The organism is Micromonospora sp. NPDC005173 (assembly GCF_040608515.1).
Lineage (GTDB): Bacteria > Actinomycetota > Actinomycetes > Mycobacteriales > Micromonosporaceae > Micromonospora.
Genome location: NZ_JBEXIK010000064.1, coordinates 1 through 20,328 on the forward strand (window position 1 = coordinate 1; position 20,328 = coordinate 20,328).

The 20,328-nt window shown below is 72.6% G+C and carries 21 protein-coding genes and 1 pseudogene; 17 read left to right on the forward strand and 5 right to left on the reverse strand.

Going from position 1 to position 20,328, the window contains the following annotated elements; genetic code table 11:
* Positions 1 to 271: 271 nt before the first annotated feature.
* Positions 272 to 874 carry a TetR family transcriptional regulator gene (locus ABZV00_RS34855; protein ID WP_355614091.1) on the reverse strand — a complete coding sequence of 201 codons (603 nt, stop codon included), beginning with the start codon at positions 872 to 874 and terminating at the stop codon, positions 272 to 274.
* Positions 875 to 1,018: 144 nt separating this feature from the next.
* Between ABZV00_RS34855 and proS the strand changes: the two genes are divergently transcribed.
* The 12 genes from proS (at position 1,019) to ABZV00_RS34915 (ending at position 9,357) form a co-directional block, all read left to right on the forward strand.
* Positions 1,019 to 2,425 (forward strand): proline--tRNA ligase, encoded by a 1,407-nt coding sequence (gene proS / locus ABZV00_RS34860; protein ID WP_355614093.1) that lies wholly within the window; start codon positions 1,019 to 1,021, stop codon positions 2,423 to 2,425.
* 49 nt (positions 2,426 to 2,474) lie between these two features.
* Positions 2,475 to 3,095 carry a DUF402 domain-containing protein gene (locus ABZV00_RS34865; protein WP_355614153.1) on the forward strand — a complete coding sequence of 207 codons (621 nt, stop codon included), beginning with the start codon at positions 2,475 to 2,477 and terminating at the stop codon, positions 3,093 to 3,095.
* Between the two features lie 241 nt (positions 3,096 to 3,336).
* Entirely contained in the window at positions 3,337 to 3,855 is a 519-nt protein-coding gene (rpsP, locus tag ABZV00_RS34870) for a 30S ribosomal protein S16 (protein WP_355614095.1), read from the forward strand.
* The gene (locus ABZV00_RS34875) at positions 3,830 to 4,090 is read left to right on the forward strand and encodes an RNA-binding protein (RefSeq protein WP_172862164.1); all 261 of its coding nucleotides are present in this window, start codon (positions 3,830 to 3,832) and stop codon (positions 4,088 to 4,090) included. The genes rpsP and ABZV00_RS34875 overlap by 26 nt, the downstream gene beginning before the upstream one ends.
* Complete coding sequence (rimM, locus tag ABZV00_RS34880; protein WP_355614097.1) at positions 4,090 to 4,704, forward strand: ribosome maturation factor RimM; 615 nt, start codon at positions 4,090 to 4,092, stop codon at positions 4,702 to 4,704. Before ABZV00_RS34875 ends, rimM begins: the two co-directional genes overlap by 1 nt.
* 19 nt (positions 4,705 to 4,723) lie before the next feature.
* On the forward strand, positions 4,724 to 5,497 hold the full coding sequence (gene trmD, locus ABZV00_RS34885; RefSeq protein WP_355614099.1) for a tRNA (guanosine(37)-N1)-methyltransferase TrmD: 774 nt from the start codon (positions 4,724 to 4,726) through the stop codon (positions 5,495 to 5,497).
* Between the two features lie 143 nt (positions 5,498 to 5,640).
* Positions 5,641 to 5,997, forward strand: a complete 357-nt coding sequence (rplS, locus tag ABZV00_RS34890) for a 50S ribosomal protein L19 (protein ID WP_091245871.1) — start codon at positions 5,641 to 5,643, stop codon at positions 5,995 to 5,997.
* Between the two features lie 181 nt (positions 5,998 to 6,178).
* Entirely contained in the window at positions 6,179 to 7,048 is an 870-nt protein-coding gene (gene lepB / locus ABZV00_RS34895; RefSeq protein ID WP_355614101.1) for a signal peptidase I, read from the forward strand.
* Between the two features lie 10 nt (positions 7,049 to 7,058).
* Positions 7,059 to 7,694 carry a signal peptidase I gene (lepB, locus tag ABZV00_RS34900; RefSeq protein WP_328424529.1) on the forward strand — a complete coding sequence of 212 codons (636 nt, stop codon included), beginning with the start codon at positions 7,059 to 7,061 and terminating at the stop codon, positions 7,692 to 7,694.
* A 48-nt stretch (positions 7,695 to 7,742) separates the two neighbouring features.
* Positions 7,743 to 8,231 (forward strand): NUDIX domain-containing protein, encoded by a 489-nt coding sequence (locus ABZV00_RS34905; protein WP_355614103.1) that lies wholly within the window; start codon positions 7,743 to 7,745, stop codon positions 8,229 to 8,231.
* The gene (locus tag ABZV00_RS34910; protein ID WP_355614105.1) at positions 8,225 to 9,037 is read left to right on the forward strand and encodes a ribonuclease HII; all 813 of its coding nucleotides are present in this window, start codon (positions 8,225 to 8,227) and stop codon (positions 9,035 to 9,037) included. Before ABZV00_RS34905 ends, ABZV00_RS34910 begins: the two co-directional genes overlap by 7 nt.
* Positions 9,034 to 9,357, forward strand: coding sequence for a DUF2469 domain-containing protein (locus tag ABZV00_RS34915; RefSeq protein ID WP_007075222.1), 324 nt, complete (start codon positions 9,034 to 9,036; stop codon positions 9,355 to 9,357). The genes ABZV00_RS34910 and ABZV00_RS34915 overlap by 4 nt, the downstream gene beginning before the upstream one ends.
* 63 nt (positions 9,358 to 9,420) lie before the next feature.
* On the opposite strand, the gene ABZV00_RS34920 is transcribed toward ABZV00_RS34915, so the two are convergent.
* Together ABZV00_RS34920 and ABZV00_RS34925 are read right to left on the reverse strand one after the other, a co-directional pair.
* A complete protein-coding gene (locus tag ABZV00_RS34920) occupies positions 9,421 to 10,599 on the reverse strand; it encodes a sulfite oxidase (protein ID WP_355614107.1) in 1,179 nt (392 codons plus the stop codon).
* A 185-nt stretch (positions 10,600 to 10,784) separates the two neighbouring features.
* On the reverse strand, positions 10,785 to 11,417 hold the full coding sequence (locus ABZV00_RS34925; protein WP_355614109.1) for an SAM-dependent methyltransferase: 633 nt from the start codon (positions 11,415 to 11,417) through the stop codon (positions 10,785 to 10,787).
* 104 nt (positions 11,418 to 11,521) lie between these two features.
* Here ABZV00_RS34925 and ABZV00_RS34930 point away from each other — a divergent pair, with 104 nt between their 5' ends.
* Positions 11,522 to 12,634, forward strand: a complete 1,113-nt coding sequence (locus ABZV00_RS34930; protein ID WP_355614111.1) for an RNA-guided endonuclease TnpB family protein — start codon at positions 11,522 to 11,524, stop codon at positions 12,632 to 12,634.
* Positions 12,635 to 12,899: 265 nt separating this feature from the next.
* Positions 12,900 to 13,499, forward strand: a pseudogene (locus ABZV00_RS34935) (M23 family metallopeptidase); the annotation flags it as partial.
* A 1-nt stretch (position 13,500) separates the two neighbouring features.
* Here ABZV00_RS34935 and ABZV00_RS34940 read toward each other — a convergent pair.
* The gene (locus ABZV00_RS34940; RefSeq protein ID WP_355614113.1) at positions 13,501 to 14,682 is read right to left on the reverse strand and encodes an aminotransferase class V-fold PLP-dependent enzyme; all 1,182 of its coding nucleotides are present in this window, start codon (positions 14,680 to 14,682) and stop codon (positions 13,501 to 13,503) included.
* Between the two features lie 168 nt (positions 14,683 to 14,850).
* On the reverse strand, positions 14,851 to 15,948 hold the full coding sequence (locus tag ABZV00_RS34945; RefSeq protein WP_355614115.1) for a tyrosine recombinase XerC: 1,098 nt from the start codon (positions 15,946 to 15,948) through the stop codon (positions 14,851 to 14,853).
* Between the two features lie 588 nt (positions 15,949 to 16,536).
* Between ABZV00_RS34945 and ABZV00_RS34950 the strand changes: the two genes are divergently transcribed.
* The 3 genes from ABZV00_RS34950 (at position 16,537) to tsf (ending at position 20,167) form a co-directional block, all read left to right on the forward strand.
* Positions 16,537 to 17,706: a hypothetical protein gene (locus ABZV00_RS34950; protein WP_355614117.1), complete on the forward strand. Its 1,170-nt coding sequence runs from the start codon at positions 16,537 to 16,539 to the stop codon at positions 17,704 to 17,706.
* A 541-nt stretch (positions 17,707 to 18,247) separates the two neighbouring features.
* Positions 18,248 to 19,204, forward strand: coding sequence for a 30S ribosomal protein S2 (rpsB, locus tag ABZV00_RS34955; RefSeq protein ID WP_355614119.1), 957 nt, complete (start codon positions 18,248 to 18,250; stop codon positions 19,202 to 19,204).
* A gap of 135 nt (positions 19,205 to 19,339) precedes the next feature.
* Positions 19,340 to 20,167: a translation elongation factor Ts gene (gene tsf, locus ABZV00_RS34960; RefSeq protein ID WP_328424546.1), complete on the forward strand. Its 828-nt coding sequence runs from the start codon at positions 19,340 to 19,342 to the stop codon at positions 20,165 to 20,167.
* Positions 20,168 to 20,328: the final 161 nt, after the last annotated feature.

Sequence of the window (20,328 nt, forward strand, 5' to 3'; positions counted from 1 at the left end):
CCGACGAAGATCACCACACCCTGACCAGCACCGCAACCTCTCCACGCAGCCTGTCAATCCCGCCTGAGCAGCCCAAACAGGATGAGACAAGCTCCTGGATGTAGTGGCCTCGGCGTCATGAGGATGCCACTACATCCAGGAAGCAGCGTGATCTTGCGGGGTGGCAGCGAGCGCCCCACGGTGGGTGGCCTTGCGGGGCGGCGGCGGCGGCGGCGCGCCGCGTGGGGTGATCTTGTGGGCGGCGCGGTGCCGCCGGGCTGGTCCGTGGGGGTCAGCGGGGCGCGCGGGCGGCCGTCATGAAGAGACGCACGGCCAGGTCGGCCAGGGCCGCGGCGGTCTGGTCGATCGGGTCCCGGGGGAGCACGATGTGGCTGACCACCAGGCGGACGATGGTGTCGGCGGCGAAGGCCAGCGCGGCCGGGTCGGCGTCCGGCAGGTAGTCGCCGACCCACTCGATCAGCGCACCGGACGCCTCGGTGAGCACCACCTCGGCCCGGGTGGTCAAGTACGGCAGCAGCTCGTCCGAGCCGCCCCGGGCGCTCGTCAGGATCGCCTTGACCAGCGGGTTGTCCGCCGCCGCGGCGAGGGTGTGCGCGATCGCCGCGTACGCGCCGGCCCGGACGTCGGGACCGTTCGCGACCAGCGCGGCCCGGACGTCGCCGACGAACCGGTCGACCTCCTGTCGGGCGAGCGCCTCGGCCAGGCCGGCCTTGCTGCCGAACTCGTTGTAGACGGTCTGCCGGCTCACCCCGGCCGCGGTGGCCACCCCACCCATCCGGACCGCGTCCCAGCCGGCGGCGATGGTCCGCGCGCGGGCGGCGTCCACGATCGTGTCCCGCAGTCGCTGTCGCGGTGAGTCCGTCGATGCAGTCATGGTGGTCGAAGTGTACGGTCGCCCCGGCGGCGCGCCCAGGGGCCGACACAGTCGCCGCGACGAGTGGGTGCGGAACACCGCCCGGCGCGGCGCGGCGCCTCCCGGACGCGGCGGCCCTCCGTGCGACGCATAGGATATGCGGTCATGGCACGCGTGCTCACTCCCCGCGCGGAGGACTTCCCCCGCTGGTACCAGGACCTGATCGCCAAGGCGAAGCTGGCCGACAACGGCCCGGTCCGCGGCACGATGGTCATCCGACCGGCCGGCTACGCCATCTGGGAGCGGATGCAGGCCGAGATGGACGCCCGGATCAAGGCGGCCGGCGCGGAGAACGCGTACTTCCCGCTGTTCATCCCCGAGAGCTACCTCAAGCGTGAGGCCCAGCACGTCGAGGGCTTCTCGCCGGAGCTGGCGGTGGTCACCCACGGTGGCGGCAAGCAGCTCGCCGAGCCGGTGGTGGTGCGCCCCACCAGCGAGACGGTGATCGGCGAGTTCATGGCCAAGTGGATCGACTCGTACCGGGACCTGCCGCTGCTGCTCAACCAGTGGGCCAACGTGGTCCGGTGGGAGCTGCGCCCGCGGATCTTCCTGCGTACCAGTGAGTTCCTCTGGCAGGAGGGGCACACCGCGCACGCCACCCGCGAGGACGCCCGGGCCTACGCCCGGCGGATCCTGCACGAGGCGTACGAGGACCTGATGGTCAACGTGATCGGCATCCCGGTGGTGGTGGGCCTGAAGACGGCCCGCGAGCGGTTCGCCGGTGCGACCGCCACGTACACCTGCGAAGGCATGATGGGCGACGGCAAGGCGCTCCAGTTGGGCACCAGCCACGAGCTGGGCCAGAACTTCGCCAAGGCGTTCGACATCAGCTACTCCTCGGCCGAGGGCGGTCGGGAGCACGCCTGGACCACCTCCTGGGGCACGTCGACCCGGATGCTCGGTGGCCTGATCATGGCCCACGGTGACGACAACGGCCTGCGCGTGCCGCCGAAACTGGCGCCAGTGCAGGCGTACGTCATGGTGGTCAAGGACGGCGACGGCGTGCGCGAGGCGGCGGCCAAGCTGCGCGACGGCCTGCGCGACGCCGGTGTCCGGGTCGCGCTCGACGACCGGACCGACACCCCGTTCGGCCGCCGGGCCGTCGACGCCGAGCTGCGCGGTTATCCGGTACGCGTCGAGGTCGGCCCCCGCGACCTGGCCGCCGGCAACGCGGTGGTGGTGCGCCGTACCGACGGATCGAAGGCCCCCACGCCGGTGGCCGACGTGGTCGGCGCGGTGCTCGCCGCCCTGGAGACCGACCAGCAGGTGCTGCACGACCAGGCGCTGGCCAACCGGGAGTCGCGCACGGTGGAGGTGGCCACCCTCGCCGAGGCGATCGAGGCCGCCGCGACCGGCTGGGCGCGGGTGCCGTGGTCGGCGGTCGGCGTGGCCGGCGAGGCCGAGGCGAACGGCCAGGGCGTCACGGTGCGCTGCCTGCTCCGCGCCGATGGCTCGGTGCCGGATTCCGAGGACGAGCCCGACCTGGTCGCGATCCTCGCCCGCGCCTACTGAGGTGCGTCCGAGCGGCCCCGCCGACCGGTTCGCGCCGGGTCGGCTGATCATGCACCGCAACGTGCGGCACGGCCGGATCGGATGGGTCCGGCCGGGCCGGGTGGTCAGCGACGACGAGCGCGGGCTGCTGGTCTGGATCGCCCGGGACTCGCCGGTGGCCCACGAGGTCACCGAGGCGGGGCTGGGGATGCGGGCGATGCCGTTCGCCCAGTGGATCTCGTCGACGTACCGGCTGGCGCACGGCCGCTGGAACGGGCCACCGCTGCTGAAGTTCCTGCCCACCGGGGCGGCGCACTCCGTCTGGTGGTTCCGCGACGAGCACGGCCGGTTCGCCCACTGGTACGTCAACCTGGAGGAGCCCGGCGTCCGCTGGGATGACGGCCCGGTGGCCGGAGTCGACGTGGTGGACCAGGACCTCGACGTGCTGGTCCGCCCGGATCGAAGTTGGCAGTGGAAGGACGAGGAGGAGTTCGTCGAGCGTCTCGCCTTCCCCGACGACTACTGGGTGACCGACGAGAAGGCGGTCCGGGCCGAGGGGGAGCGGGTGATCGCGCTCGCCGAGGCGGGTGAGTTCCCGTTCGACGGCACCTGGTGCGACTTCGCACCTCCGGACGACTGGGACGTACCGGACGAACTTCCGCCGGGATGGGATCGCCCGCCGGTGCGCTGAGAGGTGTCCCCGGTCACCGGCCGGGGCGAGCCGGGCGCGGTGTCCGGGTCCGGTGCGAGAGATCGGCGTCGGATCTGGCAGAATGGGTCGCTGGTATCCGGCGCGCGTCCGGCGCCCTCTAACCCAGGCGCGTTGCCAGTCCACCGAGTGGTCTCCGGCCCAACCCCACTGTGCCGTCGGCGCTCACCCATACACACCGCCCGTGCCGGGCTGGTGAGATCGCAACAGGAGCGAAACAACTGTGGCCGTAAAGATCCGGCTCCTGCGGATGGGTAAGATCCGCAACCCGCAGTACCGCATCGTCATCGCCGACTCGCGCACCAAGCGTGACGGTCGGGCGATCGAGTTCGTCGGGGTGTACCAGCCGAAGGAGGACCCTTCGGTCATCGAGGTCAAGTCGGAGCGGGTCCAGTACTGGCTGTCCGTCGGCGCTCAGCCGAGCGAGGCGGTGCAGCGGCTGCTGGAGCTGACCGGTGACTGGCAGAAGTTCAAGGGCCTGCCGGCCCCGCCGCCGCTGCTGGTCGCCCCCGAGCGGGCCGACCGCAAGGCGGCGTACGAGGCTGAGGCGAAGGCCGCCGCCGGGCTCGCCCCGGAGGCCCCGGCCAAGCCGGCCAAGAAGGCCGCCAAGGCCACCGAGGCCCCGAAGACCGAGGCCCCGAAGACCGAGGCTCCGAAGACCGAGGCCCCGGCCGAGGCTCCGAAGACCGAGGCTCCGGCTGAGGCCCCGGCCGCCGCTGCCGACGCCGGTGAGCAGGCCTGACATGCCTCTGCGTCCGGCGTTGGAGCACCTGGTCAAGGGCATCGTCGACCACCCGGACGACGTCCGGGTGCGGATGGTCGATTCCCGTCGGGGCAAGCGGCTGGAAGTCCGCGTGCACCCCGAGGACCTCGGCACTGTGATCGGGCGGTCCGGCCGGACCGCCAAGGCGCTGCGCCAGGTGATCGGCTCCATCGGCGGGCGCGGGGTACGCGTCGACATCGTCGACTCGTACTGATGCAGCTCGTCATTGGCAGGATCGGCAAGCCGCACGGCGTCCGCGGTGAGGTCACCGTGGAAGTGCGGACCGACGAGCCCGAAGCGCGGTTCGCCCCCGGCACAGTGCTCCGCACTGAGCCGGGGGCGACGCCCCCGACTGCATCCGAGCGGAGCACTGGTGTGCTGCGCACTGAGCCGGGGGCGGTTCCGCCGCCCGAGCCGGCGGACAGGCCCGGGGTGCTGTTCCGGGTCCCGGCGGAGCTGACCATCGAGGCGGCCCGCTGGCACCAGGGGCGGATGCTCGTGGCGTTCGACGGCGTACTGGACCGCGACGGCGCCGAGGCGCTGCGCGGCACCCTGCTCGTGGTGGACAGCGCCGACGTGGAGCCGCCGGAGGACCCGGAGGAGTTCCACGACCACCAGCTGGTCGGGCTGGCCGTGGTCACCCCAACCGGTGAGCGGCTGGGCGAGGTGGCCCGGATCGACCATGCGCCCTCCTCTGACCTGCTGGTGCTGCGGCGCCCCGAGGGGCGTACCGCGCTGATCCCGTTCGTCCGGGCGATCGTTCCGGAGGTCGACCTGGCCGGTGGACGTGTGATCGTCGACCCGCCGGCCGGACTGCTCGATCTCTAGCCCGCTGGAGCACCCCCGCATGCGCGTCGACGTCGTGTCGATCTTTCCGGAGTACTTCGCTCCGCTGGACCTGTCGCTCATCGGGCGTGCCCGGGCCAACGGCGTACTCAAGCTCGCCGTGCACGACCTGCGGACCTGGACCCACGACGTGCACCGAACGGTCGACGACACCCCCTACGGCGGCGGGCCGGGAATGGTGATGCGCCCGGAGCCGTGGGGTGAGGCGCTGGACGCGCTCGCGCCGGCCGAGGCCCTGCCGCCCCGGCTGTTGGTGCCCTCACCGGCCGGTGCCCAGTTCACCCAGGCGATGGCCTACGAGTTGGCCGCCGAGCCGCACCTGCTCTTCGCCTGCGGCCGGTACGAGGGGATCGACCAGCGGGTGTTGGCGCACGCCGCGACCCGGATGCCGGTCACCGAGGTGTCGCTCGGCGACTACGTGCTCTTCGGCGGCGAGGTGGCGGTGCTGGTGATCCTGGAGGCGGTCACCCGGCTGCTGCCCGGCGTGCTGGGCAACGCCGGCTCGCTGGACGAGGAGTCGCACGCGCACGGGCTGCTTGAGGCGCCGATCTACACCAAGCCGCCGAGCTGGCGCGGGCACGAGGTGCCGGAGGTGCTCCGCTCCGGCGACCACGGGAAGATCGGCCGCTGGCGGCGCGAGGAGGGGCTGCTGCGCACCGCCGCCCGGCGCCCGGACCTGCTCGCCGCCCTGCCGCCCGATCAGCTCGACAAACGGGACATCGCGGCGCTGGACCGGGCCGGATTTCAGTCGCCACCGGAGGATGTGGCAAAGTAGAGGGGTTGCCGCATCCGTCCGCGCCCGCGGGCGGCTGCGAGGATCCCCGACCGGGGTCGGCTCGCCGACCACCACCCGGAGATCAGAATTACCCACCCGCGCGCCGAGTGACGGTGCGCCGTGAGCCTTACGAGGACGCAGCGATGAACATCCTGGACGCCCTTGACGCCCAGTCGAAGCGGACCGATCTTCCCGACTTCCGGGCCGGTGACACCGTCAAGGTGCACGCCCGGGTCGTCGAGGGCAACCGGTCCCGTGTCCAGATCTTCCAGGGCGTCGTCATCCGCCGCCAGGGTGACGGACTGCGCGAGACCTTCTCGGTCCGCAAGGTCAGCTTCGGTGTCGGCGTCGAGCGGACCTACCCGATCAACGGCCCGGGCATCGACCGGATCGAGATCGTGACCCGCGGTGACGTGCGTCGCGCCAAGCTGTATTACCTGCGCGAGCTGCGCGGCAAGAAGGCCAAGATCAAGGAGAAGCGGGAGAAGCAGCCCAGCTGACTTCACGCTCGCCACGCCGCCTGAACTGCGCGTATGCCGTACCGACCGGACCGCACTACCCTGGTCGTACGGGCGCAGCGAGGCGGCGGCCCCGCCCACGTGGCGGGCAGCCGTCCACAACCGCCCGTGGAGCCTCGACGAGGCTCCCGGGCGGTTGTGTATCTGCGGACCGGGGAGTGGCGTGGTGCAGACGCTTGACGAGGACGGCACCGTCGATCCGTGGCGCCGACGGACCCGGCGCACCCGCCGGCAGATGCCCCTCTGGCAGGAGCTGCCGCTGCTGCTGGTCGTCGCGTTCTGCCTCGCGGTGCTGATCCGCACCTTCCTGCTCCAGGCGTTCTTCATTCCGTCCGGCTCGATGGAGGACACCCTCCTGATCGGTGACCGGGTGCTGGTCAACAAGGTCGTCTACGACGTCCGCGACCCGGTGCGTGGCGAGGTGGTCGTCTTCCGGGGCACCGACCGCTGGGCGCCGCAGGCCGACGAGCAGCCCGAGCCGGGCTTCGCCGGCAAGCTCACCCGGACAGTCGGCGACCTGGTCGGGGTGAGCCGCCCCGGTGAGAAGGACTTCATCAAGCGGGTGATCGGCCTCCCCGGCGACCGGATCAAGTGCTGCGACAGCCAGGGCCGGGTCACCGTCAACGGCACCCCGCTCGACGAGCCGTACGTGCTGCGGGACTCCCCGCTGGACCTGCCACCCAACCCGGGGGAGTGCCGCTCCCGGCGCTTCGACGAGGTGGTCGTACCACCCGGCCAGATCTTCGTGATGGGCGACCACCGGGAGGTCTCCCAGGACGCGCGCTGCCAGGGCCCGGTGCCGATCGACAACGTGGTGGGCCGGGCCTTCATGGTGGTCTGGCCGTCCTCCCGGTGGACCGCGCTGTCGGTGCCGTCGACGTTCGACGACGTGGCCGGGCCGGCCGCCGCGTCCTCCGGAGCGCCCCCGGTCCGACCGACTCCGCAGGGCGGTGTGCTGCTGCTTCTTCCTTTGGTAGCCGTGCTGCGTGGTTCTCGCGCGTTCCGGACGGTGCCGTCCAGTCCGGCAACGTAGGCTCCTTGGCGTGATTGACGAGCAGACCGACAAGCCCCGCAGCTCCTTCTGGAAGGAGCTGCCGATCCTGCTGGGTGTGGCGATCCTGGTCGCGGTGCTGGTCCGCGCCTTCGTGCTGCAGACCTTCTTCATCCCCTCCCCGTCCATGGAGAACACTCTCAAGATCGATGACCGGGTGCTGGTCAACAAGCTGGTCTATGACTTCCGGTCACCGCACCGCGGTGAGGTGATCGTGTTCAAGGCGCCCACCGAGTGGAGCGGCAACCCCGACGGTGAGGACTTCATCAAGCGGGTGATCGGCGTCGGCGGCGACCACGTGGTCTGCTGCGACCCGCAGGAGCGCTTGGTGATCAACGGTAAGGCGCTCGACGAGCCGTACATCTTCTCGATGGACGGGGTCCGCGACAAGCCGGCCGACCAGGAGTTCGACATCACCGTGCCGAAGGGTCGGCTGTGGGTGATGGGCGACCACCGCTCGGCCTCGGGCGACTCGCTGGAGCACTGGCAGCAGTCCGGGCAGAACATCACCGATGCCACCATCCCCGAGGACGAGGTGGTCGGGCGGGCGTTCACCGTCTTCTGGCCGGTCAACCGGGCGACCTGGCTGACCGTGCCGGAGCAGTTCGAGGGCATCCCGAAGCCGTAGGCCGACCGGGGCGTGGGCGATCCGCCGTCGGTCTGGCAGGCTGGGGCGGTGACCGTCTACACCCCTCGACGCGCGGCCCGCGTGCTGCTCGTCGACGCGGCCGGCCGGGTCCTGCTCTTTCACGGCTTCGACCCGGCCCGCCCCGGGCACCGCTACTGGTTCACGCCGGGCGGCGGGCTGGATCCGGCGGAGTCGCCCGCGGCCGGCGCGGCCCGGGAGCTGGCCGAGGAGACCGGGTTGCGACTCGACCCCGCCGAGTTGGGCGAGCCGGTCTGGTCCGACACCACCGAGTTTCCGTTCGACGGCAGGTGGTACCGCCAGCAGCAGGACTTCTTCCTGCTCCGGGTGCCGTCGTGGCAGGTGGACACCGCGGGCTTCGACGACATCGAGCAGCGCAGCATCGCCGGTCACCGGTGGTGGCCGCCGGACGAGCTGGCGGCCAGCGGTGAGCGGTACTACCCGGCCGACCTGCCAACCCTGCTGAAGCGGCTCCTGCGCCCGACCGCCGACGCCGGCCGGGACGAGGCGTCGTGCTGACCCCGCCGCGCACCGTCGTGCGCCGGGAGGCCGGGCTGTACGCCTTGGAGCGGGCGCTGCAACGACGCGGCTTCCGGCAGGTGGCCGGGGCCGACGAGGCCGGCCGAGGCGCGTGCGCCGGTCCACTGGTCGCCGCCGCGGCGATCCTCCCCGAGGGGCGGCGCGGCGAGATCGACGAGCTGGCCGACTCCAAGCTGCTGACCCCGGCCAGCCGGGAGCGGGTGTACGCGGAGGTCGTGGACCGCGCACTGGCGTACGCCGTGGTGGTCATTCCGGCCGACGAGGTCGACTCCCGAGGTCTGCACGTGTGCAACCTGGCCGCGATGCGCCGGGCGCTCGCCTCGCTCACCACCCGGCCGGAGTACGTGCTGACCGACGGCTTCGGCGTGGACGGCCTGGGCGTGCCGGGGCTGGCGGTGTGGAAGGGCGACCGGGTGGCCGCCTGCGTGGCGGCGGCCAGCGTGCTCGCCAAGGTCACCCGGGATCGGATCATGGTGGAGCTGGACGGGGTGTTCCCGGCGTACGGTTTCGCCGAGCACAAGGGCTACATCACCCCGGAGCACACCGCGGCGCTGCGGGAGCACGGGCCGTGCCGGGAGCACCGGTTCTCGTACATCAATGTCGCCGCGATCTCCGGCCGTGACGGCCGGCCGCCGCGCGCCCGTCGGCCCGTCGGTCCCGGCGCGGACGAGCCGATGGAGCGCTCCTGGGCGTCAGGGGGTACCGTCGGCGTGGCGTTGGGCGAGCAGCCTCGGCCTCCGGCGCCGGTGGGGGAAGATGTGGTCATGGAAGGCGGAGTGCGATGAGCGCGGAAGATCTCGAGAAGTACGAGACCGAGATGGAGCTGCAGCTCTACCGGGAGTACCGCGACATTGTCCGCCAGTTCTCCTACGTGGTGGAGACGGAACGCCGGTTCTACCTGGCCAACCAGGTCGACCTGCACGTGCGCAACTCCGACGGCGAGGTCTACTTCGAGGTCGAGATGCACGACGCCTGGGTGTGGGACATGTACCGTCCTGCCCGCTTCGTGAAGAACGTCCGGGTGATGACCTTCAAGGACGTCAACGTCGAAGAGCTGGAGAAGCCCGACATCTCGCTGCCCGCCGACTCCGGCTTCGGCGGCTGACCGCGCCCGTCCCGCCCGGGCGTACCACGGGCCCCCCACCCGTGGCATAGCCCTCGCGGCCGGTCACTCGGCCGGCACCACGACCTCGACCCGCTGCACCAGGTTGTTGGCGAAGCCGCCACGGTTCCACGGCTGCTCGACCGGCTGGGTCCGCCCGGACGCGTCGGTCGCCCGCGCGCCGAGCACGTACCGGCCCGGCGTCGCGGTCCACTCGTGGCGCCACCGCCGCCAGCCGAAATCCCCGCCCTCCGCCGGGTCCAACTCGGCCGGTGCCCAACTCGCCCCGCCGTCGGTGGTCACCTCCACGGCGACCACCGGCGCGTGCCCCGACCAGGCCCGACCGTCCAGAGTGCACGGTCCAGCCCGAAGCACCCGACGGCGGGACATGAAGTCGGGGAAGCCGGGCGGGCGGACCAGCGCGCGCGGCTCGATCCTGGTGACCGGCACCCCCGGGTCGTCGGCGTCACGGCGCACCCGGTAGGCCACCGCGTTCTGGTAGCCCTCGAACGGCTCGGTCCGGACGTCCACCGAGTGGACCCACTTGACGTGCGCCATGCCGTACCAGCCCGGCACGATCAGCCGCAGCGGCGCGCCGTGCTGCGGCAGCAGGGGAGACCCGTTCATCTCGTACGCCAGCAGCACCTCCTCACGCAGCGCGTCGGCGACCGGCAGCGCCCGCTGGTAGTCCTGCTCCACCCCGCGCTCGACGCCGTGATCGGCGCCCGTGAAGACCACGTCGACCGCGTCCGGCCCGAGACCCGCCTCGCGCAGCAGCGGCGCCAGCGGGGTGCCGGTCCACTCGGCGTTGCCGACCGCCTCGACCAGCCACGGCTGGCTGACCGGCCGGGGGTGCAACAGGGCCCGACCGTTGCCGGCGCACTCCAGTGTGACCTGGTGGGTGACCCGGGGCCGCTCGCGCAGCTCGGCCAGGGTGACGGTCAGCGGCCGGTCCACCGCACCGCCGACGGTCAGCGCGTGCGTGTCCGGGTCCAGCTCCGGGATGTCGTAGTGGATGAGCAGGTAGTGCAGCCCGGCCGGGGTGACGTCGTAGCGCAGCGCCTCCAACGGGATGCCGTGGTTGCGAGCCGCGAGCTGCAACTCCTCGGCACTGATCGCCTCGTCCGCCTCGGCCAGCCGGGACGGGCCGCTCACCTCGGCCACCGTGGGCGCGCCGACGGCCCCGGGGTACGGCGTGCTGTCGTCCTTGCCCGGCCCCGACTTCCGGTCATCGACAACGGTCATGTGGGCCTCCCCGGTCCGGGCGGCGGCGCTGCGCCGCGCTCGCGGCCCAGCCTAGGCCCTCCGCGAAGGTCCCAGCACTGCCCCGTGCGCGGCCTCCCCGAGCGGCGGGAGTTGCCGGCAGCGGGGCCGGCCGGTCGGGTGACGGGAGCGGCAGATTGGCGGGTCGCCGGCGCGGTCGGGCAGGGTCAGCGGGGGAGGAAGTGGAACATCGTCACCCCGGGCGGCAGCGGCCGGGGACGGCCGCGCTGGCGGTGCACGCCGACGCCAACCCCGTCCGCCGGGGTACCGACCGCGACCGCGGCGAACCCCTCCTGCACGAACCAGTCACAGATGCTGGGCACCAGATCGGGCTCACGCCGATGCCGCGTCCAGATCACCGTGCCGCCACTCGCGCAGAGCGCGGCGCTGTGCCCGATGGTGGCCCGGACGTCGGCGTCCGAGACGTTGCCGAACACCCCGCAGAGCAGCACCAGGTCGGCCGGGACCAGATCGGCGTACGCGTCGGTCACCGCCGCGTCGCCGACCACCACCTGCACGCCGGTGAGACCGGCCACCTCGGCGGCGTCCACGGCCACCGCGGCGTTGCGCGGGTCCAGCTCGACCAGGCGGGCGGTCACGTCGTCGCGGCGGGGGTGCGTGGCGAGTACCGGGATGAGGTCCCGACCCTGGCCAGCGCAGGCGCTGACCACCCGCAGCGGCCCGGCCGGCGCCCGGTCCAGGGCCGCCCGGACCTGACCCCGCACCTCGGCCAGCCGGGCGGCCAGCGCCGAACCCGGCTGGTCGTAGTCGCTGTGCCAGGCGAGCCAGTCCCTGTTCATCATCAGGATCGCGGCGTGGAAACCCGGCCGTTTAGGGCCGGGAGGTAACGCCGCTGCCTCCCCTCGATGCTCGTCTTGCGTGATGGGTGGATAGATTGTGAGGCGTGGGTGAGGTGGTGAAGCGGGCGTACAAGTACCGCTTCTATCCGACCCCTGAGCAGGTTGAACAGTTGAACCGCACCTTCGGGTGCGTGCGAAAGGTGTACAACCTCGCCTTGGATGCGCGCACCCGTGCGTGGGCAGTTGACCGGCAGCGCAGCACGTATGTGCAGTCGTCGGCGTGGCTGACCGAGTGGAAGCGCACCGAGGAGTTGGTGTTCCTCAACGAGGTCAGCTCGGTGCCGTTGCAGCAGACGCTGCGGCACCTGCAAGCCGGGTTCGCCGCGTTTTGGGGCAAGCGGTCGCGGTACCCGCGTTTCAAGTCCAAGCGGAAGTCTCGGGCGTCGGCGGAGTACACCCGCTCGGCGTTCCGCTGGCGCGACGGGCAGATCACCCTGGCCAAGATGGACGCTCCGCTGGGCATCGTGTGGTCGCGGCCCCTGCCCGAAGGGGCCGAACCGTCGACGGTCACGGTGTCCCGCGACGCGGTCGGTCGGTGGTTCGTGTCCCTGCTGGTCGATGACCCCACCGTCAAGGCACTGCCGCCGCTGTTCACGGCGGTCGGGGTGGACGTGGGCATCACGAGCCTGCTCACCTTGTCCACCGGGGAGAAGGTCACGAACCCGCGTCATGAGCGCGCTGACCGGCGCAAGCTGGCCAAGGCGCAGCGGAACCTGTCCCGTAAGGGCAAGGACACCAAGAACCGGGCCAAAGTCCGCCTTGCGGTGGCCCGCATCCATGCCCGCATCGCCGACCGGCGGCGGGATCACCTGCACAAGCTGTCGACTCGACTCGTCCGCGAGAATCAAACGGTCGTGATCGAAGACCTCAGTGTGCGCACCATGCTGCGCAACCACTCGCTGGCCCGCGCTATCTCCGACGCGGCGTGGACGCACCTGCGCAGCATGGTCGAGTACAAGGCCGCCTGGTACGGGCGGACGGTGATCGCCGTCGACCGCTGGCATCCGAGCACGAAGACCTGCTCGGCGTGCGGGCGGATCAACACCGCAATGACCCTCGGCGTTCGCGCCTGGACGTGTCCCGGCTGTGATGCCGTGCACGACCGGGACGTCAACGCCGCGTGCAACATTCTCGCCGCCGGGCTGGCGGAGAGGTAAAACGCCTGTGGAGGGACGGTAAGACCCGACCCGCGTCAGCGGTGAAGGCGCGGCCCGGTGAAACAGGAACCCCCTCGGGTGACCGAGGGAATCCCCGCCCTTCAGGGCGGTGGAGGATGTCAACCGCCCAGCATATGGAGCCTCGGGCGGCTCTGACATAGCAGATCGTCGACGGCTCCGGGTGGTCGTCCACAGCACCGCCGGTCATCCACAGCTCGGCCGCCCGGGGTGGTGGGCGACCCGGGCCCGGTCGGAGGCTGCCGTCATGCGACCGCCACCCGCCCCGCGTACCGGCTCGATCCGCCGCACCGTGCTGCTCTGCGCCGCCTTTCCACTCGCGCTCACCATCCAGCTCTGCTGCCTCGCGCTGCTGGTCGCGGCTGTGCCCGGTCGTCCACCGGCACCGGTCGTGCCGGTCGCGGTGGTGGCGTCCGTCCCGGCCGACGCCGGGCCGGGGCGGTTCCGTTGGCCGGTCGACGGGCCGCCCCGCCCGGTGCGCCGGTTCGACCCGCCGCCCCGGCCGTGGCTGGCCGGGCACCGGGGGGTGGAGCTGGCCGCCCCGCCCGGAGCGGTGGTCCGCAGCGCCGGTCCGGGCACCGTGCTCTTCGTTGGCGTGGTGGCCGGTAGACCGGTGGTCACCGTCGGGCACGCCGGCGGGCTGCGGACCACCCACGAGCCGGTGCGCCCGGCGGTACGCCCCGGCCAGCCGGTCACCGCCGGTGCGCCACTGGGCGAGCTGCTGCCCGGGCATCCGGGCTGCCCGGCCGTGGTCTGCCTGCACTGGGGGCTGCGCCGAGGCGCGGAATACCTCGACCCGCTGGCCCTGCTCGGCCTCGGAGAGGTCCGACTGCTCCCCCTCGAAGGGGTCAGCGCTGGGCGAGCAGCGCCGGCAGCCGCACGGCCAACCGTTCGTACTCGTCGGCGGTGTTGTAGACCTGACCGGCGAGCCGCAGCCACCCCCGCCCGTTCCAGTTCATCACTGCCACCTCGGCAGCCAGCCGCTCGCCGATCCGCGTCTGCAGCGCCCGCGCCGCGTCGATGGTGGTGGCCGTGCCGGCCGGCAGCGGAATGAGGCGCAGAGCAACCCCCGGTCCGCCCGGGTCGGGCAGGTGGGCGGGGGACACCCCCAGCGCGTCGCCTACCACCCGCTGGCCGTACGCGGCGAGCGCGGCGTTGTGCGCCCGCACCCGGTCGACGCCGAGACTGCGCAACGTGAACAGGCCCGCCGGGGCGGCCAGCCAGGAGGTGTAGTCGAGGGTGGCCTGCCACTCGATCCGGGCCGGGAAGCCGGCGTCCTGCTCCCAGGAGACCACCAGCGGCTCGATCCGGTCCCGCCACGTCTCGGCCACCGCCAGCAGGGCGGTCCCGCGGGGGGCGTACCCCCACTTGTGCAGGTTGCCCGCCCAGAAGTCGGCACCGATGCTGCTCACCGGGGTCGGCAGCATGCCCGGCGCGTGCGCGGCGTCCACCAGGACCGGCACGCCGTGTTCACGGGCCACCCCGACGATGGCGGCGGTCGGGAAGAGCTTGGCGGTGGCCGAGGTGAGCTGATCGACGACGAGCAGCCGGGTCCGTCCTGGGCGCAGGCCGGCACGGATGGTCTGCACCACCTGCTCGTCGGTGGCGGCCAGCGGGACCGGCAGGACCCGGCTGACCGCTCCCGTCCGGCGGCACTCCCGCTGGATGGCCAGGCTCACCGCCCCGTACCCGTGGTCGGTGCTGAGCACCTCGTCACCGGGTTGCAGGCCCAGCGACTGGAGCACCACGGCGACGCCGGTGGTGGTGTTGCCGACCAGGGCGCTGCCATCCGGGTCGGCACCCAGGAACCCGGCGAGGTGCCGGCGGGTGTGCGCGATCCGATCGACCAGCCCCTGGGTGAAGAAGCGCAGCGGGTTGCTCTCCATCTCGTCGCGCAGGCGCTGCTGGGCGCGCTGCACGCCGATCGGCACCGCCCCGAACGAGCCATGGTTGAGATGGCTGACCGCCGGGTCGAGGGCGAACAGCAGGCGGGCGCCCGGGATCGGCTCGGGGGGTTGCGGGACGCTCACCCGATGAGCGTAACCGCCGGTCGATCATCACCGAGCGGTTCGCCAACCAGGCAGGGCCGGCGCCGATCGGCCGTGGCTCCGCTGGCTGCCCGTCGCTGGCGGCGGCCGCTGGTGGCGTTCGCTGTTGCACCTGCCGGGCTGCGTCAATGCGGAGCCGGCCGCCCGGGGTCAGGCGCGGGGGTGGGCCTGGCGGTAGGCAGCGCGTAGCCGCTCCACCGAGACGTGCGTGTAGATCTGTGTGCTGGCCAGCGACGAGTGGCCGAGCAGCTCCTGCACGGCGCGCAGGTCCGCACCGCCCTCCAGAAGGTGGGTGGCGGCGGAGTGGCGCAGCCCGTGCGGGCTGGTCCGGGGCAGGCCGGTGGCCTCGGCGTACCCGCCGACGATCTGCCGCGCGGTGGTCGGGTTGAGCCGGCCGCCCCGGGCGCCGAGCAGCAGCGCGTCACCCGAGCGGGCGCCGGCCAGAATCGGGCGCCCCCGGCTCAGCCAGTCATCCAGCGCCCGCTGCGCCGGCACCCCGTACGGCACCGAGCGCTCCCGCCCGCCCTTGCCGAACACCCGGATCACCCGGCGGCCGTGGTCAACGTCTCCGACGTCCAACCCGCAGGCCTCGCTGATCCGCACCCCAGTGGCGTAGAGCAGTTCCAGCAGCACCCGGTCGCGCAACCGGACCGCCTCGGCCGCCGCACCTTCTGCCGTGCCAGGCGTCGCATCCGGCGTTGCCCCGTCCGGTGTCGGCCCGCCCGGCGTCGGCCCGCCCGGCGTTGCCCGGCCGAGTGTCTGCCCCGCCGGTGCCGGACCGGCCGGTGTATTCAGCGTTGATGTGGGGACGGGTGGCAGCCGGGTCGGTGCCTCGACCAGGGCGGCGGCCTGGTCGGCCCGCAGGACCGTGGGCAGTTCCCGGTGCGCGCGAGGGCTGGCCAGCGCGGCGCCCACGTCGGCGGGGAGCAGCCCTGCCCGGTGCGCCCACGCGCTGAACGCCCTCGCCGACGCGGCCCGCCGGGCCAGCGATGCACGGGCGGCACCGGTGGTCCGCTGTCGGGCCAGCCAGCTGCGCAGCACCGACAGGTCCAGTTCGGCCAGGTCGACGCAGCCCATCCGGACGGCATGGTCGAGCAGTGAGACCAGGTCGGTGACGTACGCGCGGACGGTGTGCGACGACCGGCTGCGGACCCCGGACAGATGCTCGGCGAAGTCGTCGACCGCATCGCGCAGCGCAGGCGGCAACTCCTGATGCACGGCCCGGGTGCCCCGGGCGGGCCAGCTCATCGCCGCCCGGCCGGCGGCGTCGCGGTGCGGGCCGGGCGATCGGCCCGCGCATCCCCGCTGACAGCTGGCACGGCACCAGCCTACGGCCGAGCGTCGTCCACCGCCGGCCGCGCCATTGTGGTCACCGCAGGTGTCGAGGCGCGGCCGGCAGTGGTGCCGACGCCACTGTGGTCACCGCCGGTGCGGTCGGCGTTCCGTGCGCTGCTGTCGTCGGCGTCTCCGGTGCCGGCGTCCCGCGCTTCGGTCGAGTGGGCGGGGCGAGGGCGTAGCCGTGGCCGGCACGGTGCCCCCCGAGGCACATACGCCGCGACCCTGCCGGTGGACGGCTGTGGATGACGGGCGTCCTGTGGACAACCGGACGATCAAGCCCGCCCTGTGCTAGGCGCACGTGGGAACGCGGGATCAGCGCCTGGCGTTCCTCGCCGACGTGGACCTGCTCTGGCGGTCGGCCCGCTGAGCCGCCGCGTCACCACCGACCTTGCGTGACCTACCCGCACCGCGTCGCCGGACGCGTGGAGGGGTCAGCGGCGGTGGCGGCGGGCGGGGCTGAAATGGCGCGGTTGCGGCCGGTCGCATACGGTGCCGGACGTGGACGGACGACGGAGCTTTCCGGAAGATCAGGAGTCTCGCTGGCATCCCGACGAGCGGGGTCGCGGCTACGGCGAGTCGGAGTGGCGTGGCGCGGGCGAGCCGCGGTACCGGGACGACGAGGTTCCCGAGCAGCGTGGTGCCGACGAGGGGCGCTACGGCGAGGACACCGGTGCGGGTCGGCGCCGGGAGTCGGCTCGGGTCGGCTCGACCGGGACCGACCTGACGCCGCCCGAGAGCACCTCGGGCCGGTTCGCGGCGGTGCCCGACCGGCTCGGCGAGCCCGACTCCGGCCGCTTCGGCGCGGTGGACGCCGGTCGCTTCGGCACGCCAGAGCCGGACTCTGGCCGCTTCGGCGCGGTGGACGCCGGTCGCTTCGGCACCCCGGAACCGGACTCCGGTCGCTTCGGCGCCGTCGACGCTCAGGCTGGCCGCTTCGGTACGTCCGAGCCTGAATCGGGACGGTTCGGCGTGATCGACCCGTTGAGTGACGGCCGGCCGGAGGCCGACGGTTACCGGGCGACCCGTTCACGGCGGGCAGACCGTGACCCGTCGGAGGTCTCCGGTGAGCTACCCGGTCGGCGGGCTGCCCGGGACGCGGCGTCGGCGGGCTCGCCGCTGGCCGCCGGCCGGGAGTCGACGCCGCCGACCGGCGCCCGCGAGGCGGCACCCGTCGGCGACCCGGCGGCCGGTCTGCTCGCCGACCAGACTCGTCCGGCCCCGCTCGGCGGGTACCCGATCGTCGAACCGGCCCGGAGCGGCGATCAGCCGCACCCGCTGGAGATGCCGACCGGTCCGATGGCCCCGGTCGGTCCCCGGGGCGGCGATCTGCCCGCGGGGGAGCCGACGGCGTACCCGCCGGTCGCCGACGGCGTCTACCGGACCCGCCGCCCGGCACTGGCTGCGCTCTTCACCCTGCTGGTGCTGATCTTCGAGGTCCCAGCGCTGCGGGTGCTGTTGGCCGGTGTGACCGGTGATCCGCTGTCGGCCGGGAACGTGGTGACGGGCATTGCCCTGGTCGCCGGGCTGCCGATCCTCGCGACCGGGCTGTATGGGCTACGAACCGGCGGTCTGGCACTCTCCGACGGCCGGGGCTGGCTGCGCCCACCAGCGGCCTACCTGATCGCCGGCCTGGTGCTCTTCGTCGCCGCCGCGCTCGCCGCCGGCTGACCCGCCGCGGCCACTCCCGGGCTGGGCGCGCCGCTCGGAATTGGCCGCGCCCGCGCCGCGTCGTACCGGGCCGGGCCCGCGCCCGCGCCGCGTGGGACCGGGCCGGGCCTGTTGGCCGGGCCGGGCCTGTTGGGCCGGGCCAGGGCCGCGTCGGACCGGGCCGCGGCCCGGCCGCGCCAAGCCGAAACTGCATGATCCGCGCAACATCCTGGAAAGAGTGGCCTCGGGGGACGCGGAGGCCACTTCTTCCTTGAAGTAGTGCGGATCATGCAAGCGCGGCGGGCGGACGGGGCGGGCGGAGACCGTGCGGCCAGAGTGGGGCGGCGCGCACCCCGGGGCGGTCGGACGGGTGAGGGGCGTACACTGCCCTTTGGCGACCGCCTTGCGCGGTCGACCTCGCGCGCCCTCTCCACGAATCGTCGTGGAGCGACGGCCTCCCTGGTCCCGATCTTGTCGGGAGCACCATGGCCGGCGACCAGGCGCCAGGACGCCCGGCCACCGGCCGGGCGTGACAACCAGGGATCTTGAGGAGTACCCCACCATGGCCGTCGTGACCATGCGCCAGCTGCTGGAGAGCGGTGTCCACTTCGGGCACCAGACCCGGCGCTGGAACCCGAAGATGAAGCGCTTCATCATGACGGAGCGCAACGGCATCTACATCATCGACCTGCGCCAGACCCTCGACTACATCGAGAAGGCGTACGAGTTCGTCCGTGGCACCGTCGCCGAGGGCGGCAGCATCCTGTTCGTCGGCACCAAGAAGCAGGCCCAGGAGGCTATCGCCGAGCAGGCGACCCGGGTCGGCCAGCCGTTCGTCAACCACCGCTGGCTCGGTGGCATGCTGACCAACTTCCAGACGGTGTACAAGCGGCTCCAGCGGATGAAGGAGCTGGAGGGTCTGGGTGACCTCAGCGGCACGGCCGCCGGGTACACCAAGAAGGAGACGCTGCAGCTCTCCCGCGAGAAGATCAAGCTCACCCGCACGCTGGGTGGTCTGCGGGACATGCAGAAGCTGCCGGCTGCGGTCTGGATCGTCGACACCAAGAAGGAGCACATCGCCGTCGACGAGGCCCGCAAGCTGGGCATCCCGGTGATCGCGGTGCTCGACACCAACTGCGACCCGGACGAGGTCGACTTCCCGATCCCGGGTAACGACGACGCGATCCGCTCGGCCGAGCTGCTGACCAAGGTCGTCGCCGCCGCCGTCGCGGACGGTCTGATCGCGCGTTCCGGCCGCCGTCGGGGCACCGACGAGAAGCCCGAGCCGGGTGTCGCGAGCGACGAGCCGCTGACCGAGTGGGAGCGCGAGCTGCTCGAGGAGCCGAAGAAGGCCGACGGGTCGGCCGCCTCGGCCGAGCAGCCGGCGCAGGCCGCCACTGAGCAGCCGACCGCCGCCCCGGAGCAGCCGGCGCAGGCCGCCACTGAGCAGCCGACCGCCGCCCCGGAGCAGCCGGCGCAGGCCGCTACCGAGCAGCCGGCGACCGCCACCGCGGAGTGACCGCCCCGTCGCTGCCCCGCCGTCCGTTTTTTCGTACGGCGGGGCAGCGGCGGTATGCCGGGCACGATCGGCCCGGATCCGGGTAACCGGCACCTCTGACCATCCACACGCCGTCTCAACACCGAAGAGAGAGCCATGTCCCAATTCACCGCCGCGGACGTCAAGAAGCTCCGCGACCTCACCGGCGCCGGCATGATGGACAGCAAGAAGGCGCTGACCGAGGCCGAGGGCGACTTCGACAAGGCAACCGAGATCCTGCGCGTCAAGGGCGCCAAGGACGTCGGCAAGCGGGCCGGCCGGACGGCCGCCAACGGCCTGGTGGCCCACTCCGGCCAGGCGCTGCTCGAGCTCAACTGCGAGACCGACTTCGTGGCCAAGACCGACTCGTTCATCGCCCTGGCCCAGCAGTTGGTCGAGCACGGCGAGCGCTCCGGCGTGAACAGCGCCGAGGAGCTGCTGGCCAGCGAGCTGAACGGCAAGCCGGTCGCTGACCTGATCCAGGAGCAGTCCGTCAAGATTGGCGAGAAGCTGGTGCTCAACCGCTTCGCCAAGCTGGACGGCACCACGGCCGTCTACCTGCACCGCAAGGCCCAGGACCTGCCCCCGGCGGTCGGCGTGCTGGTGCAGTACTCCGGCAAGGCGGACGAGGCTGGCGACGCCGACGCTCGTGGCGTCGCCATGCAGATCGCCGCGATGCGGCCGAAGTACCTCACCCGTGACGAGGTGCCGGCCGAGGTCGTCGAGTCCGAGCGGCGTATCGCCGAGCAGACCGCCCTTGAGGAGAACAAGCCTGCGGCGGCGCTGCCGAAGATCGTCGATGGCCGGGTGAACGCCTTCTTCAAGGACTACGTCCTGGTCGAGCAGTCGTCGGTCACTGACAACAAGAAGTCGGTGAAGCAGGTGCTGGCCGAGGCCGGCATCGAGGTCACCCGCTTCGTGCGGTTCGAGGTCGGCCAGGCCTGAGCCGCCACCGGGCGCCGCAGGCGCCCGTGGGCAGGAAACGTCGACGAGGAGGCCGCCGGTGTACGTGACAGGCACCGTGGCCTCCTCGTCACATAAGGTCGGCAGCGGCAGGTTCGCTGTACGCGGCGCACGGGGCGTGCGCGTGGGGAAGGGCGGGGCGG

Excerpts from the sequence above, each read along its gene's own strand:
- rplS (WP_091245871.1), top strand. The coding sequence starts at position 5,641 with ATGAACATCCTGGACGCCCTTGACGCCCAGTCGAAGCGGACCGATCTT.
- trmD (WP_355614099.1), top strand. The coding sequence starts at position 4,724 with ATGCGCGTCGACGTCGTGTCGATCTTTCCGGAGTACTTCGCTCCGCTG.
- ABZV00_RS34945 (WP_355614115.1), bottom strand. The coding sequence starts at position 15,948 with ATGAGCTGGCCCGCCCGGGGCACCCGGGCCGTGCATCAGGAGTTGCCG.
- tsf (WP_328424546.1), top strand. The coding sequence starts at position 19,340 with ATGTCCCAATTCACCGCCGCGGACGTCAAGAAGCTCCGCGACCTCACC.
- ABZV00_RS34920 (WP_355614107.1), bottom strand. The coding sequence starts at position 10,599 with ATGACCGTTGTCGATGACCGGAAGTCGGGGCCGGGCAAGGACGACAGC.
- rimM (WP_355614097.1), top strand. The coding sequence starts at position 4,090 with ATGCAGCTCGTCATTGGCAGGATCGGCAAGCCGCACGGCGTCCGCGGT.
- ABZV00_RS34855 (WP_355614091.1), bottom strand. The coding sequence starts at position 874 with ATGACTGCATCGACGGACTCACCGCGACAGCGACTGCGGGACACGATC.
- ABZV00_RS34925 (WP_355614109.1), bottom strand. The coding sequence starts at position 11,417 with ATGAACAGGGACTGGCTCGCCTGGCACAGCGACTACGACCAGCCGGGT.
- rpsB (WP_355614119.1), top strand. The coding sequence starts at position 18,248 with ATGGCCGTCGTGACCATGCGCCAGCTGCTGGAGAGCGGTGTCCACTTC.
- ABZV00_RS34865 (WP_355614153.1), top strand. The coding sequence starts at position 2,475 with ATGCACCGCAACGTGCGGCACGGCCGGATCGGATGGGTCCGGCCGGGC.
- ABZV00_RS34915 (WP_007075222.1), top strand. The coding sequence starts at position 9,034 with ATGAGCGCGGAAGATCTCGAGAAGTACGAGACCGAGATGGAGCTGCAG.
- proS (WP_355614093.1), top strand. The coding sequence starts at position 1,019 with ATGGCACGCGTGCTCACTCCCCGCGCGGAGGACTTCCCCCGCTGGTAC.